We start from the raw sequence: 14,644 nt of genomic DNA on the forward strand, positions 1-14,644 counted from the left end.
ACTCTTCACGCAGACCATTGGTGGTCTTTGGCAATGTGTCGGCTGCTCCGGGCGCTGGCAAGTGGTTTTACGTCTGCGACACGCAGGGTTACACCTCCTGCTCACCGGAGCGGCGCCCCCCGTGAAAGGCTGAAAAAACCGGGCTGCACCACCGCATTGCGCGCGGGCCAACGCAGCCATTGCCCCCCTTCACGAAAAACGCGCCGGATGCTCAGCTCCGGCGCGTTTCAAGTCTCGTGCTGGTGATCGGCTCAGCTGGCCTTGTCCAGTTCGAACGCGTCATGCAGCGCCTGCACGGCCAGCTCCATGTACTTGCGGTCGACCAACACGGAAATCTTGATCTCAGACGTGGTGATAACTTTGATGTTGATGCCCTCATCCGACAGCACCTTGAACATCTTGGCGGCAACGCCCGATTGTGAGCGCATGCCGATGCCAACCACAGAGATCTTCGCCACGCCGGTGTCAGCCACCAGTTCCGCGTAGTTCAGCTCACCCTTGTCCTTGAACGCGTTCAGGGCCAGTTCGGCGCGCTGCACCTGATCGGTCGGGCACGAGAAGGTCATGTCGGTGCGGCCATCTTCCGAGATGTTCTGCACGATCATGTCAACATTGACCCCCGCATCCGACAGGCAACCGAAGATGGTCGCCGCGATGCCGGGACGGTCGGCCACCGACAGGCATGTCAGCTTGGCCTCATCACGAGAGTAGGCAACGCCGTTGACAACATTGGATTCCATGATTTCCTCCTCGTCGCAGACCAGGGTTCCGGCCTCGTCGGATTGTTCTTCGAAACTCGACAGCACGCGCAGCTTCACCTTGTAGCGCATCGCCAGTTCAACAGAGCGGGTCTGCAGCACCTTCGCGCCCAAGGACGCCAGCTCAAGCATTTCCTCAAACGCGATCTTGTCGAGCTTGCGCGCCTTGTCGCAGATCCGCGGATCGGTGGTGTAGACCCCATCCACATCGGTGTAGATGTCGCAGCGCTCGGCGCCAAAGGCCGCCGCAAAGGCCACCGCGGTGGTGTCCGATCCACCCCGGCCCAGCGTGGTGATCCGGCCCTCGGGGCTGATGCCCTGAAAGCCCGCAACCACTGCAACCTTCATGCCTTCGCCGAACTTGGCGTTGATATGCTCGGTGCCGATTTCCTCGATCCGGGCCTGACTGTGGGCGGAGTTGGTCTTGAGCGGCACCTGCCAGCCCTGCCAGCTGCGCGCCGGCACGTCCATCTCCTGCAGGGTCAGCGCCATCAGACCGGCGGTCACGATCTCACCTGAGGAGACCACGGCGTCATATTCGCGCGCATCATAGAGCGGCGAGGTCTCGCCAACCCAGCCCACCAGCTCGTTGGTTTTTCCGGACATGGCGGAGACGATGACGATCACGTCATAGCCCTTTGCCACTTCAACGCCGACACGTTTGGCAGCACGGCGGATGCGGTCAAGATTGGCGACAGATGTGCCACCGAATTTCATCACAAGTAGGGGCATGGGGCCTGAGACTCCCTCCGCTTGCGGGGTTAAGGTTCGCGCGTTTCTAGGCGAGCGTCCCAGCAAGGGCAAGATGGGCGGCGCCGTTTCTTGCCCGCACCCCGGCGATTTGCGCAAGCATTGTCTGCATGCGACCTCAGCTGCGCCAGAAACGAACCGTCAGGATGGCGTAGACCGCCATCAGCTCCAGCCGTCCGATCAGCATGGCGATGGCGAGGATCCATTTGGCCGTGTCATTCAGCGGTGCGAAGTTGCCTGCCGGGCCGATGGTCTGCCCCAGACCGGGGCCGATGTTGGCCACCGCCGTTGCGGCACCGGAGATCGCAGTGATGAAATCCAGCCCCGTCAGCGCCAGCGCCCAGGCCACGATGCCCATGGTGATGACAAAGAACATGAAGAACGAGATCACCGAACTCAGAACATCCGGCGTCACCGCCCGTCCCTGATAGCGCGGCACGAAGATGCCATTGGGCGAACGGATTCGCTGCACCTGCACCCGGATCGAGGCAAACAGCAGCTGATAGCGGAAGATCTTCACCGAACAGGCGGTCGACCCCGCACAGCCCCCGATCAGCCCGATGAAGAAGAACAGCATGATCAGGAAAGACCCCCATTGCATGTAATCCACGCTGGCGTATCCGGTCCCTGACATGATGGAGATGATGTTGAACAGCGCCTCGCGCACCGCCTGTTCGGGGTGATGCGGAAAGATCGTGACCAGCACCCCTGCGGTGACCAGAACCAGCACCGTGATCGTGGCGAGAAAGGTCTGGATCTGGCTGTCCTTGAACAGCGGCACCATGTGGCCGTTCACCATCTGCACATAACGCACGAAGGGCAAGGCCGCCGCCACCATGAAGAAAGACGCGGCATATTCCGCCGGGCCGGAGAAGGTGCCAAAGGAGGCATCATAGTTGGAAAACCCGCCGGTGGACACGGTGGTCATCGCATGCACCACCGCATCGAAGGGGCCCATGCCCAGCACCGTGTAAACAAGCGCGCAGACCATCGTCAGCACCAGATAGATGACCGAGATCTGCTTGGCGATTTCCTGCGCGCGCGGCAGGATTTTCCCCATGGTGTCAAAGGCTTCGGATTTGAAGATCTGCATGCCACCAACCCGCAGCTCAGGCAGGAACACCATCGCGACCACAATGATACCGATGCCCCCCAGCCATTGCAGGATGCCGCGCCACAGCAACAGCCCGCGCGGCAGCTCATCCAGGCCGGAAATCACGGTGGAGCCTGTGGTGGTCAGCCCCGACATCGCCTCGAAAAACGCATCCGTAAAGCTCAGCTCCGTGGCCCCCAGCATCAGCGGGAGCGCCCCGAAGAAGGGCAGCGCGACCCAGACCAATGTGGTGAGCAAGAAGGTCTGGCGGATCGACAACCCGCGCCCCACCCCATTGGCGCAGGACAACGCCAAAAGACCGCCCGAGAGCAGGCAGAAAATGGCACTTTCCAGAAACACCGGCCACTCCCCCTGACCATCATAGAGGTCAAGGAGAAACGGAAAGACCATCATGCCGCCCAGAATGGTGACAAGAAGGCCAATGACATATCCAACCGGGCGCAGATCCAACATGACGCGAAGCGTTGGCAAGCCCCGGTCAGACTGTCAAGCCAAAGCGATCACGACTCGTCGTTTGTTCCGCCCGTCCCCGCGCTGGCCTCCGGCATCACCGGCGGAGTGGCGGGCGCGCGCGGACGTCGGCGCGACGGCTTGGCGCCATTTTCTGGGGCGCGCGCGTCACGTTGCACAGCATTGGTCGCAGCACCATTGCCCGACGCGGGTCGCTCAGCCAGCGCGCCTTCCGGCGCTTTCGGCTTTGACGAAGACACCGACTTCGTGTTCGTCGCAACGGAGGCTTCCGCCTTTGGCGCAGGTTTGGCCGCAACGGGCTTTCGGGCGGCGGGCTTTGCTGATGGCGCAGGCGCGGATTTGACGGGCGCGGGCTTTGCGGCAGCGGCCGTGGCTGATGCAGCGCCTTTGGCGGAGGATGTTTTTGCCGCCGGAGCAGCCTTTCGCACGCCAGATTTCGTCGCGCTTGCGCTCTTGCGGGCGGGGGCCTTGCGCGGCGCAGCGGGCTTTTTCGGCCTCGGTTTTGTGGTTGCGGGTGCGGTGACATCGGCAGGCGCAGTCTGGGACGGCGCGGCCTCTGTAGCTGAAGCCTGTCTGGAGGACTGTGTTGCAGCCGGCGCCGACACAGCCTTGGTGACCGTCGAAAGCGAACCAGGCAGCCCGCTGATCCACTCCTGCTGCATTTTCAGCAACGCCTGTGTCAGGTGCAATTGCCGCTGTGGCGCCTCTGCCGTCAGGGCCGCAATGGACCGAAGCATTTTCATCTGCCGCCCCAGCGCATAGCCAGCCCAGGCCTGCGGGGTGGTGGGGATGTCCTTCAAACCTTCAAACCGGATCATGTGATCTCCTCAGGGTCGACCTTAAACAACACTCGAACAGGGCGGGCACCCGGACGAATGACGCAAGCGCCCCCTTGAGGATCACGGTAACATGGTTTTTCTTCGCAGCAGCAGAAAAATGCCGCATTGCGGCAAATTTGAGCGGCGCGCCCGTGCCCAGCGCCACCCCTCTTCATCTTTTCAAAAATACCTCGGGGAGCGCGAGGGGCAGCGCCCCTCGCATCGGCAAGATCAACCCTGGTGGATCAACGTCGAAAACAGCTTTGGATCAAGGCTCTGGCTGGCAAAGGTCTTGCCCTGCGTCAGCACCGACACCGCATCATGGCTGTGCAAGCTCTCCTGATGGCTTGCCACCACCCGGAAATCGCCCACCCGCGCATCGCTCTGCAGCGCTTCACAGAACAGGCGCGCCGCATCCTCGACAAAGATCGGATTGGCCGCATTCAACTCCGCAAAGGCCTGCTCATCCTCGCGTTTCACCATCACCTGCGTTTCGGTCGGAACCGCGCGGCGACAATGGTCGATCAGATCCTCGAACCACAGGCACCCGGTGCCCGGCTCCATCTGCACGGAAATCCGCGCCACCGAGCGCTGCGAATGCGGTGTTGCCAGCTGGCCACGGGACTGGCGGGCGTGTTCCGACAGCTCCAGCGAACAGGGGCAGGTGGAGGAATAGACATAGTCCAGATGCACGATGCTGTGACGTTGACCGCCCGTCTGCACCAGCTCCAGGGCCACGTCATAGTATTGATAGCCCGACAGGCCAGAGCGCAGGCTCTCCACCTTCACCGGGAAGGAAAACCGCATCTGCAAGCGCGCATCACCGCTTTCCAGATCGCTCAGATAATCTTCCAGCGCCGCTTCCATCACCTCAAAGGAAAAGGTCTTTTCCGCATGACGGTAGAAGCTGCGCATGATGCGGGACATGTTGATGCCCTTCTTCTCCGCATCCAAACTGACGGTGCCTGTCACACTGGTCTCCAGCGTCAGATCGCCGCCCGCCCGGGTGTGAAACCGGATCGGCAATCGGAAATTGGAAATGCCGACATGCTGGATCTGCTCCTGCGCGCCGCGGATCAGGCTGGACGGACCGTTTTGCAAATCCGGAAGCGTTGCACGATAGCCCGCATCTGCCTCGAACTCCTCTGGATACTGGCGCTTCAGATCCGGGTAGTTCTGCACCTGACGTTCCGGCAACAGCCGAGCGATCGCCGGATCGAGCTGCGCCACTTCCGTCGCGCTCGCCTTGCTGGCCCAGCGCCGCAACACCGCCAGCGCCTCTGCGGCGTCTGACTGATCCGGGGTGTCTCTCAAGTCACCAGAGTGGACGTTCATTGTCGTGTACTCCTGTCCCTACAGCGACGGCGCTGCATCTCATTATGTAGGGTAGTACGGCACTAAACACAAAATAGATCACCAAAAAACGCCAGCACATGTCCCACTTCTGACCTTTTGCCCCCTCCGCCTGCATCCAGGACACTGAGACGCGATGTGGTGCTGGCGGAGGGGCGCTGAGGTGGCTGACGGCTCAACCGATACGAGCAAGCGCGTTTTTCAGATCGCGGATCAGATCGCCGGTGTCTTCCAGCCCCACCGAGAACCGCACCAGCCCGTCCGTGATGCCCAGCTCCTTGCGCTGGTCCACCGACAGGCGTTGATGCGTCGTCGTGGCCGGATGGGTGGCGATGGATTTGGCGTCGCCCAGATTGTTGGAAATCACCGGGATAGTCAGCGCGTCGAGGAAGGCGAAGGCCGCCGCTTTGCCGCCCTTGAGGTCCAGCGACAGCACCGTGCCGCCCTTGCCGCCAAGCTGACGCTGCACGAGGTCATTCTGCGCATGGGTGCTCAGGCCCGGATAGATGGTGCGCGCCAGCGCCGGATGGCCATCGAGCGCCTCGGCGATCTTCAGCGCGCTGTCGGCCTGCGCGTTCACCCGCAGATCGATGGTCTCCAGCCCCTTCAGGAACATCCAGGCATGGAACGGGCTGAGCGAGCCACCGGTATGCTTCATATAGGGTTCCAGCGTGCCGCGGATATAGTCCTTGCTGCCCAGAACCACGCCGCCCAGCGCCCGGCCCTGACCGTCGATATGCTTGGTCGCGGAATAGACCACCACATCGGCCCCTTGCGCGATGGCGTTGGAGAACACCGGCGTCGAGAACACATTGTCCACCACCACGGTGGCGCCGACGGCATGGGCGATCTGCGCCACACCTTCGATGTCGATCACCTCCAGCGTCGGGTTCGACATGCTCTCGAAGAACACAACCTTGGTCTCGGGGCGTACGGCGGCGCGCCACTGCTCCAGATCGGTGCCGTCGACAAATGTCACCTCGACACCGTAGCGGGCCAGGATGTTTTCCAGGATGTAGAGACAGGAGCCGAACAGCGCCTTGGCCGACACCACATGATCCCCCGCCTTCAGAAGCGACGTCAGCGCACCATTCACAGCGGCCATGCCGGAGGCGGCGGCAAAGGCATCCTCGGCGCCTTCGAGCAGCGCAATACGCTCTTCGAACATGGCGACGGTGGGGTTGCCATAGCGGGCATAGATGAACTCATCCGGGCCGCTCTCGATGAACCGCGCCTCGGCCTGGGCGGCGCTGTCGTAGACAAAGCCCTGGGTCATGAAGATCGCTTCGCTGACCTCGTTGTATTGGCTGCGCCGGGTGCCGCCATGAACCAGTTTGGTGCGTTTGTTCCAGGTCTCAGTCATCATCTCGCCTCCGCCGGATCCGCACTGACCTGCGGTCCGGGCATAAAAAAACTCCCGTCCGGCCAAGCGAAAGGGAGTCCCGTCGTCCTGACCTCTTTAGCGACTTCTTTAACGTGGCCCGCAATCCGGTAAACAAATCGCCACGGTTCTTATGTCGCGCATCGGATACGCCTGCAGCGCGCCTCAGTCAAGAGGGGCGCGGCGGGCCGTGCTGCGCCGCGCCTGCTGCTGGCCCCAACGACACCGCATGTGCCAGCCCCCCACTGAGGACCCCGCCGCGCGCGCGACCGGGGCGTGCCCCACACCGCGCCCACGTCACCCAGCCGTTACGCAGACGTCACCTTGCCGTCACCCGAGCGGGCTATCGTACAGGAAAAGTCATGGCTGCTGAGGGGCTGTGTGATGGCACTGATCCGTATCAACGCACTAGGTGAGACGCCGGTATTTCATGCCCGGCCAAGGTCGATCAACGAGGGCATCGCCAGGGTGGCCCGCGTGCCGGGACCAGTGGTGATCATGGTTCATGGCTATAAATATCAGCCCGGCAATCCGAACCACTGCCCGCATCGACATATCCTGTCTCTCGACCCCCAACATCTGCCCTGGCGCGCGCCTTCCTGGCCGCGTCAGCTGGGATTTGGTCTCGGGCGCAAGGACGAAGGGCTGGCGGTCGCGTTTGGCTGGGATGCCCGCGGGACATTGGCCTCGGCCCAGGGCCGCGCAGTTGCTGCAGGGCGCGCGCTTGCCCGTGTGATCCGCAGTTTGCACGCCGATGCACCAGAGCGCGGCATCCATATTATCGCCCACTCTCTGGGCACCGAAGTTGCCTTGGAAGCGCTGCACTGGCTGCCTTCGGGCGCGGTGCGCCGGGTCATCTCGCTTGCAGGTGCGAGCTATCAGAGCCGGGTGGACAAGGCCCTGTCGACACCTGCGGGTCGCAGCACCGAGTTCTTCAACGTGACCAGCCGCGAAAACGATGCGTTTGACTTCATGTTCGAAAGCCTCACCCGCTCGCCCACGCGCGGCGACCGTGCCATCGGCCACGGGTTCGAGGCGGTGAACGCGGTGACGCTGCAGCTCGATTGCCTGGATACGTTGAAGCATTTGTCGCAAATGGGCCATCCCATCGGCCTGCCGGAGCGGCGTGTGTGCCATTGGTCCGCCTACATGCGCCCCGGTGCGCTGCGGTTTTACAAGCGCCTGATCCGGCAGCCGGAACGCACGCCACTGCCGCTGATGCAGCAGGTGCTGCCGGAAACCCCTGCGCGGCGGTGGTCCCGTCTGCTGACCCTGCGGCCCCTGCCCGGCCCGATGCCGATCTGGCAACGTATCTGAGCCACGCCGCCCGCAGCCGCGCGCCTTTTCAACCGCTCAGTTTTTGGTGACATCAGCGCCCGCCGGGGACGCAACCCAGATCTATGCGCGCGCTGAGGACACAACGGGCACAAAAAGTATCACCGCTGATGACCCATTGTTTCGCGCGCGAAACATCAAGTCAGAACGCCTGACCTATCCGCCTAAATACCTTGCCCCGCACAAACTCGGCCGGTCAGGAAAAGCCCGGGGCGCTCCCGCCCCTTTGCCACACAGCCGGAGGCTGCACCCAAAGCGTTGGGCCGGGCGGGGGCCGCGCCTGAAAGGCGCGGCCCCCGCCCCACCGCGATGCGCGAAGCGCAGCGCAAACCCTCAGATGAGGACTGCCGAGGTCTTGTGCACTATCAGCTTGTGTCCTTGTCCTCTTCCAGCCCGTAGGTCTGGAAGAGTCTCGCCTGCGTCATGAAGAACAGGAACATCGCCGCGGTCAGCCCGAAGGTCTTGAAATAGACCCAGGACTCGGTGCTCATCATCCGCCAGATCAGCTCATTCGCCACTGCCAGCGCAAAGAACACCGCGCACAGCCGCCGGGTCAGGATCATCCAACCCTCGTCCTGCAGCGGCATCATCTCCTCCATCACCACCCGCAGGTAGCTCTGCCCCCGCAACAGGCCAAAGCCCAGCAACCCGCCGAACAGCAGATAGATCATCGTCGGCTTCATCTTGAAGAACCGCTCGTCGTTGAACCAGACCGACAGCCCGCCGAACACCACGATCAGCACCAGCGTCATCACCTGCATCTTCGACAGCTTACCGGTGAGCTTCCACAGCGCCAGCGTCGACAGCACCATCAGCGGCACAAATCCGGCAGTGACCACGATGAAACCCTCATAGGAGGTGCCGCCGATCTCGAACGCCTGATCCTTCAGCCGCAGATAGGCGATGAAGAACAGCACAACAGGGCCGTACTCCAACACCGACTTCAGCAGCGGGTTGATCGGACGCCCCTTGTCCATCGGTTGCTCACTTGTCTGTTCGCTCATGCGCTGCCTCATATGTCCCAATTGATCTTTCACAGATGGCGCTCTCAGCCACCCATTTCAACAATCACCGCGCCCGCCGCGATCAGCGCCATCAGCGCGATGCGGCGCGGGCCGACGGTTTCCTTCAGCACCAGCCAGCCGATGAGGGCGGCAAACACCGTTGATGTCTCTCGCAGCACCGCCGCCTCGCCCACCTTGTCGAGCCGCGTTGCCAGCATTACCGACCCAAAGGAGGCAAAGGCCACCAAGCCGCCGAAGAACCCGCGCAGCATCAGCGGGCCCACCGTGGGCCGCTCTGCCCCCATCCGACGCCAGCGCCAATAGGCATAGGGCGGCATGGTCAGCCCGTCGATCATGAAGAACCACGCCAGGAAGGTGAACGGATCCGCGGTCGCCCGGATGCCATAGGCGTCATAGGTGGTGTAGAGCGCCACAAACAGCCCCGTCGCCACCGCCAGCACCAGCGCGATCACCAGCGTGTCGCGCGCGGTAACGAGAAAGATGAAGTTATAGACCGCCAGCCCGAAGATCCCGGCCAGCAGCACCCCGACGCCCAGCCATTGCACCAGCGTAAAGGTCTCGCCAAACAGCCAATAGGCCCCGATCACCGCAAACAGCGGCCCGGTCCCGCGCACCACCGGGTAGACCACCGTATAGGCGCCCTTTGTATAGGCCATCGCCTGCAGCACCTTGTAGAGCACATGGATCACCCAGACACCCACGAAGATCAGCCACATATGCGGCTCCGGCCAGGGCACCACAAACAGCGCGAAGGGCGCCGCCATCAGCCCGTAGGAGGCATCGATCGCCCCCCGTGACAGCCAGGGATCATGCCGCCCTTTTTGCAGCGCGCCAAAAACCGCATGCAGGAACGCTGCCGAGACCGCGAGGATCAGCGCGACCTGATGGCCCTGTTCGGTGCCCTCAAGCGAAATCAGCCAGTCGCTCAGCATATGCTGTCATCCTTGTTGTGAACGTGGTGGTTTTCGGAACATCCGCGCGGGGCAGACGTTAAGACACGTCCACCAGCGCCCGAGGTCCCATGTTCGATACCGCCCTGCAACAGATCATCGAAGAGCTCACCAGCACCTTTTCCGTGATACCGGCACCGATTGCTTTCGCGCGGCTTCTGGCGGCCAGTGTGCTGGCCGCCCTGGTCGGTCTGGAGCGTGAGTTGCAGGACAAACCCGCGGGCCTGCGCACCCATATCCTTGTCTCCGTGGCCGCCTGCCTGTTCGTGGTGCTGGGGCGGGAGATCGCGGCGCTGGATTTTGGCGCCGAGGCGCAGCGCAACGATCCCCTGCGCATGATCGAGGCGGTAACGGCGGGCGTGGCCTTCCTGGCGGCAGGGCTGATCTTCACCTCCGGCGACCGGGTGCGCAACGTGACCACCGGCGCGTCGCTCTGGCTGGTGGGGGCCATTGGCCTTGGGTGCGGTGCCGGTCAGATGCCGCTGGCGGCGATGGCCACGGCCATTGTCCTCACGGTGCTGTTCCTGCTCCGCCATGTGGAGAAATGGATGAGCCGGCATTGATCCGTGATCCTCACGCCCCGTCTTCAAGCCCCGTCTTCAAGCCCAGTGAGCGCGGCGGCGAATTCCTCCGGGTCAAAGGGCGACAGGTCGTCGATCTGCTCGCCCACGCCGATGGCATGGATCGGCAGGCCGAACTTGTCCGCCAGCGCCACCAGCACACCGCCCTTGGCGGTGCCGTCAAGCTTGGTCATCACCAGCCCCGACACATCCGCCAGCTGACGGAAGGTCTCCACCTGCGACAGCGCGTTCTGCCCGGTGGTGGCATCCAGCACCAACAGCGTGTTGTGCGGTGCCTCGGGGTCCTTCTTGCGAATGACGCGGACGATCTTGGCCAGCTCTTCCATCAGGTCGGCGCGGTTCTGCAACCGCCCGGCCGTGTCGATCATCAAGAGATCGGCGCCATCAGCCTCGGCCTTGGTCATCGCATCAAAGGCGAGGCTGGCCGGGTCGGAGCCCTCAGGCGCGGTCAGCACAGGCACCCCGGCGCGGTCGCCCCAGACCTGCAGCTGTTCCACCGCGGCGGCGCGGAATGTGTCGCCCGCGGCGATCACCACGGATTTCCCGGCAGCGCGGAACTGGCTGGCGAGCTTGCCGATGGTGGTGGTCTTGCCGGAGCCATTGACCCCCACCACCAGCACCACCTGCGGTTTTGAAGGATAAAGCGGCATCGGACGCGCCACCGGCTCCATCACCCGGGCAATCTCCTGTGCCAGCAATTCGCGGATTTCGCGACCCGAAACGCGGCGGCCCATGCGGCCCTCGGCGATATTGCCGGTCACCCGCAGCGCCGTGTCCACCCCCATGTCGGAGGCGATCAGCATCTCTTCGAGGCTTTCAAGCATGTCGTCATCGAGCACCCGGCGCGGCTCGGTCGCGGCACTGCGGCCCATGAGCCGCCCCAGAAGGCCCGGTCTGGACACCTCGGCCTGCGGTGCAGGGGTGGTGGGCACATCTGCGGCGGGCGCCTCAGTCGAAGCCCCTGCTTGCGGCGTCCCGGCAGGCTCTGCCGCCGCGCGCGCTCCGGGCGCGGGCGGTGGGCTTGCTGGTGTGGGCTCCGGGGACGTGGCCCCCTCTTCCACGATCGCATCCACCTCCTTGCCGAGGCGGGATGAGGATTTCAGCAACCGTTCCTTGAGCTTCGAGAAAAGCGCCATCTGGGTCTCCGCAGGTCGTTTGATATTCACCTAATGCCCTTTGAGGCGGGATGCAAAGCGCAATGCGGCTGTGTCACATCGCAAACACCGCGAAAAACAGCGCCTGCGCCCCCCAGTAGAGCACCCAGACCACTGGCCCGGTGATGCGACGCAAGGCATGGGCTGGCGGCAGCACAAATGTTTCCAGCGCCAACACCATGTCCGAGAACATGAACATCACCGCCGCCACCCACAGCAGCGGCAGTGGCAGCGTCAGTGCAGCCAGCGCCATGGCGAGGATCACCGGCACATAGGCCAGGACCGCCCCGCGCATCTCGCCCGCATGGCGCGTCAGCACCCGCGCCATCAAGCCCGCCACCAACACAAGCGTCGCCATCCCCCAGATCATCGGAGCGGTCAGAAGCGCCGCAAGATCAGATGGAGGACGCGACAAGAACAGCGCCACATAGGCAAGATGCCCGGCGGCAAAGCTGGCCACCCCCGCCAGAAAGGCGCGCTCGCCCGGGCGCGACAGGGCCAGATCCCCCAACGCGCAGAGCCCCAGCGCCAGACCAAGCAGCGGCAGTTGCCCAAAGGCAAGGACGGCCAGCAGCGCCACCGCGCCGGTTTTCAGCGCCGATCGCGGCCAGCTCTCTGCCGCCCGCACCTGTGCCAGATATCCCAGCGCCAAAACCGCAGCCGCACCCAGTCCGATCATCTGCACCGTCATCGCGGCCTCCCTGCCGATTTGCATCAGCCTGCGCCGGGCATGGCCGACAGGTCAAAGCTGACCTTGCGCCAGCCAGCACCCGGCAATTGTACCCTTGGCGCGGCTTCGGACATGCGCCATGGTGAGGGCATGTGTAACTCTGCCCCCCTGCGCTTCTGTGCCGTGATCCTTGGCCTCTCCTGTGTCGCCGCGCCTCTGAGTGCAGCCGACGCGGAGCAATTCGACAGCTACACCCGCGGACGGACCATTCACTTCGACTTTCTGGGGCAGCACTACGGCGCGGAACGCTATCTGCCCGGCCAGCGGGTGCAATGGTCCTTTCTCGACGGGCGTTGCGTCGAGGGGGAGTGGTATGCGCAGGGCGATGAGATCTGTTTTGTCTACGAGGACAGACCGGAGGCGCAGTGCTGGAGCTATGAGATCGGCAGCGAGGGTCTCAGCGTCACGATCACGGGCGACGGGCCGGCGCTCACATTGACCGAACAGCCTGATCCGCCCAAGGACATGGTTTGTCTCGGCCCCGAAGTGGGTGTCTGAGGCGGCCTTGGAAGCGAGGCTCTGCCTCGCGCTCCGAGATATTTATGAAAAGATGAAGGGGCTGGCCGCCTGCTAGAACAGCGAGCCCTGTTCGCCGGGTGTCTTTGGCGGTTTGGGATTTGCCGGCTTGGCGGTGGCCGGATTGGAAGGGGCCGGGGCTTTTGTCTCGGCACTGCTCGCGCCGCCGATTTCGGTGATACCATCGGCAAATTCGATGCTGAGCGCCTGTGCCCCCTTCGCGCCTGCGGTGTCGGTCACCAAGGTCTTGCCGTCGCGCACCACCGCGTAGCCACGGCTGAGGGTGGCCTTATAGCTGAGGATCTCCAGCTGGCGTCCGGTGGCCATCAGGCGATCCCGCTGGCGCTGGATGCGCGCGGTCTGCGCGGCATCGAGCCGGTTGGCGATCTGATCCAGCGCGTCGCGCTTGCGGCGCGCGTCCTGTTCAATGGGACGCAGGCTCAGCCGCGAGGCGAGGTTGTTCAGCCGATCCCGGCGCCGCTCCACCAGTCCGCGCAGGGTGGCCGGGCGCAGCGACGCGGCGCGCTCGCTGAGGGTCAGCTTGCGTTTCTGCACGCCCGCGATCAGCGCGTTGGGCAGCCGGTCGGAGACCCGGTCCAGTCGCTGGCGCGGCGATTCGAGCAACGTGTCGGGCTTGGGCAGCGCCCGCGCCAGATCGCCCAGCCGCTGCCGGCGCAGCTGCACTGCGCGGGTGGTGGCATGGGCCATGCGCGCGCTTTGGTTCTCAACCCATCCCAGAAGCTCCAGCCGCACCGGCACCGCATGTTCCGCCGCCGCCGTGGGAGTGGGGGCGCGCAGGTCAGAGACATAGTCGATCAGCGTGGTGTCGGTCTCATGCCCCACGGCGGAAATCAGCGGGATGTCACTGGCCGCCACCGCGCGCGCCACGGCTTCTTCGTTGAAGCCCCAGAGATCCTCGATCGAGCCGCCACCGCGCGCCACGATGATGAGATCAGGCCGGGGCAAGGCGCCGCCGGGGCTGAGGCTGTTGAAGCCGTCGATGGCGCGGGCCACTTCGGGGGCGCAATTGCTGCCCTGGACTGCCACCGGCCAGACCAGCACCTTGCGCGGAAAACGATCCCGCAACCGGTGCAGGATGTCGCGGATCACCGCGCCGGAGGGCGAGGTCACCACGCCGATGATCTGTGGTAGATAGGGCAGCGGCTTCTTGCGTTCGGGGGCAAACAGCCCCTCGGACTGCAGCTGGGTCTTGCGCTTTTCCAGCAGCGCCATCAGTGCGCCCTGACCGGCGACCGCCACCTCCTCGACGTTCATGTTGTATTTCGACTGGGCGCCAAAAGCCGTCAGGCGGCCGGTCACCACCACCTCCAGCCCCTCTTCGGGCACCACAGCCAGCTTGCTCACCTGCCCCTTCCAGGTGGTGCAGGCCAGCACCGAGCGGTCGTCCTTGATGTCGTAGTAGAGATGCCCCGACCGCGCCTTGAACACCCGGCCTACCTCGCCCTTGACGCGGATGCGGCCAAAGGTGCCTTCCAGCGTGCGTTTCACCTCGCCGGAGATCTCGGAGACGGAAAACTCGGGCGCGTTCTGACCGGGTGTCGGGTCGTCGAGGAGGTCGGACATGGGAAACTCTTGCTCTTGGCTGCTCGGGTGGATAGGTTTGACGCCCGCGTGGCACAGGGCGTTCTTGTTTATGCGTCGCGCACAGCATAGAACGCGCGACAACGGAGGCCAAGCAGATCGGAGA

Annotated in this window: 13 protein-coding genes and 1 riboswitch; of the genes, 4 read left to right on the top strand and 9 right to left on the bottom strand. The window is 63.8% G+C overall.

The window, feature by feature from the left end:
* Positions 1–251: 251 nt before the first annotated feature.
* On the bottom strand, positions 252–1,490 hold the full coding sequence (locus R1T40_RS08715) for an aspartate kinase (RefSeq protein ID WP_106162900.1): 1,239 nt from the start codon (positions 1,488–1,490) through the stop codon (positions 252–254).
* A 136-nt stretch (positions 1,491–1,626) separates the two neighbouring features.
* Positions 1,627–3,075: a TrkH family potassium uptake protein gene (locus R1T40_RS08720; protein WP_106162901.1), complete on the bottom strand. Its 1,449-nt coding sequence runs from the start codon at positions 3,073–3,075 to the stop codon at positions 1,627–1,629.
* 195 nt (positions 3,076–3,270) lie between these two features.
* Between R1T40_RS08720 and R1T40_RS08725 the strand changes: the two genes are divergently transcribed.
* Positions 3,271–3,855, top strand: coding sequence for a hypothetical protein (locus tag R1T40_RS08725; RefSeq protein WP_317386636.1), 585 nt, complete (start codon positions 3,271–3,273; stop codon positions 3,853–3,855).
* 287 nt (positions 3,856–4,142) lie between these two features.
* Here the strand turns inward: R1T40_RS08725 and folE2 are convergent, their stop codons facing one another.
* On the bottom strand, positions 4,143–5,246 hold the full coding sequence (gene folE2, locus R1T40_RS08730; RefSeq protein WP_317386637.1) for a GTP cyclohydrolase FolE2: 1,104 nt from the start codon (positions 5,244–5,246) through the stop codon (positions 4,143–4,145).
* Positions 5,247–5,439: 193 nt separating this feature from the next.
* A complete protein-coding gene (metZ, locus tag R1T40_RS08735; protein WP_317386963.1) occupies positions 5,440–6,627 on the bottom strand; it encodes an O-succinylhomoserine sulfhydrylase in 1,188 nt (395 codons plus the stop codon).
* A 75-nt stretch (positions 6,628–6,702) separates the two neighbouring features.
* Positions 6,703–6,781, bottom strand: a riboswitch (SAM riboswitch).
* A gap of 248 nt (positions 6,782–7,029) precedes the next feature.
* On the opposite strand from metZ, the gene R1T40_RS08740 reads away from it, so the two are divergent.
* On the top strand, positions 7,030–7,962 hold the full coding sequence (locus tag R1T40_RS08740) for an alpha/beta hydrolase (RefSeq protein WP_317386638.1): 933 nt from the start codon (positions 7,030–7,032) through the stop codon (positions 7,960–7,962).
* A 383-nt stretch (positions 7,963–8,345) separates the two neighbouring features.
* Here the strand turns inward: R1T40_RS08740 and R1T40_RS08745 are convergent, their stop codons facing one another.
* Positions 8,346–8,984, bottom strand: coding sequence for an inner membrane-spanning protein YciB (locus tag R1T40_RS08745; RefSeq protein WP_317386639.1), 639 nt, complete (start codon positions 8,982–8,984; stop codon positions 8,346–8,348).
* A 44-nt stretch (positions 8,985–9,028) separates the two neighbouring features.
* Positions 9,029–9,934, bottom strand: coding sequence for a DMT family transporter (locus tag R1T40_RS08750; protein WP_106163109.1), 906 nt, complete (start codon positions 9,932–9,934; stop codon positions 9,029–9,031).
* 92 nt (positions 9,935–10,026) lie between these two features.
* On the opposite strand from R1T40_RS08750, the gene R1T40_RS08755 reads away from it, so the two are divergent.
* Positions 10,027–10,518, top strand: coding sequence for an MgtC/SapB family protein (locus R1T40_RS08755; RefSeq protein ID WP_106162905.1), 492 nt, complete (start codon positions 10,027–10,029; stop codon positions 10,516–10,518).
* Between the two features lie 23 nt (positions 10,519–10,541).
* Here R1T40_RS08755 and ftsY read toward each other — a convergent pair whose 3' ends face one another.
* Positions 10,542–11,672: a signal recognition particle-docking protein FtsY gene (ftsY, locus tag R1T40_RS08760; protein WP_317386640.1), complete on the bottom strand. Its 1,131-nt coding sequence runs from the start codon at positions 11,670–11,672 to the stop codon at positions 10,542–10,544.
* Positions 11,673–11,745: 73 nt separating this feature from the next.
* Positions 11,746–12,405 carry a lysoplasmalogenase family protein gene (locus R1T40_RS08765; RefSeq protein ID WP_317386641.1) on the bottom strand — a complete coding sequence of 220 codons (660 nt, stop codon included), beginning with the start codon at positions 12,403–12,405 and terminating at the stop codon, positions 11,746–11,748.
* Positions 12,406–12,420: 15 nt separating this feature from the next.
* Here R1T40_RS08765 and R1T40_RS08770 point away from each other — a divergent pair, with 15 nt between their 5' ends.
* A complete protein-coding gene (locus R1T40_RS08770) occupies positions 12,421–12,918 on the top strand; it encodes a hypothetical protein (RefSeq protein WP_317386642.1) in 498 nt (165 codons plus the stop codon).
* Between the two features lie 72 nt (positions 12,919–12,990).
* Here R1T40_RS08770 and xseA read toward each other — a convergent pair whose 3' ends face one another.
* Positions 12,991–14,520, bottom strand: a complete 1,530-nt coding sequence (gene xseA, locus R1T40_RS08775; protein ID WP_317386643.1) for an exodeoxyribonuclease VII large subunit — start codon at positions 14,518–14,520, stop codon at positions 12,991–12,993.
* Between the last annotated feature and the right edge of the window lie 124 nt (positions 14,521–14,644).

Origin of the sequence: Tritonibacter scottomollicae (assembly GCF_032924845.1) — a bacterium.
GTDB classification, from domain to species: domain Bacteria; phylum Pseudomonadota; class Alphaproteobacteria; order Rhodobacterales; family Rhodobacteraceae; genus Epibacterium; species Epibacterium scottomollicae.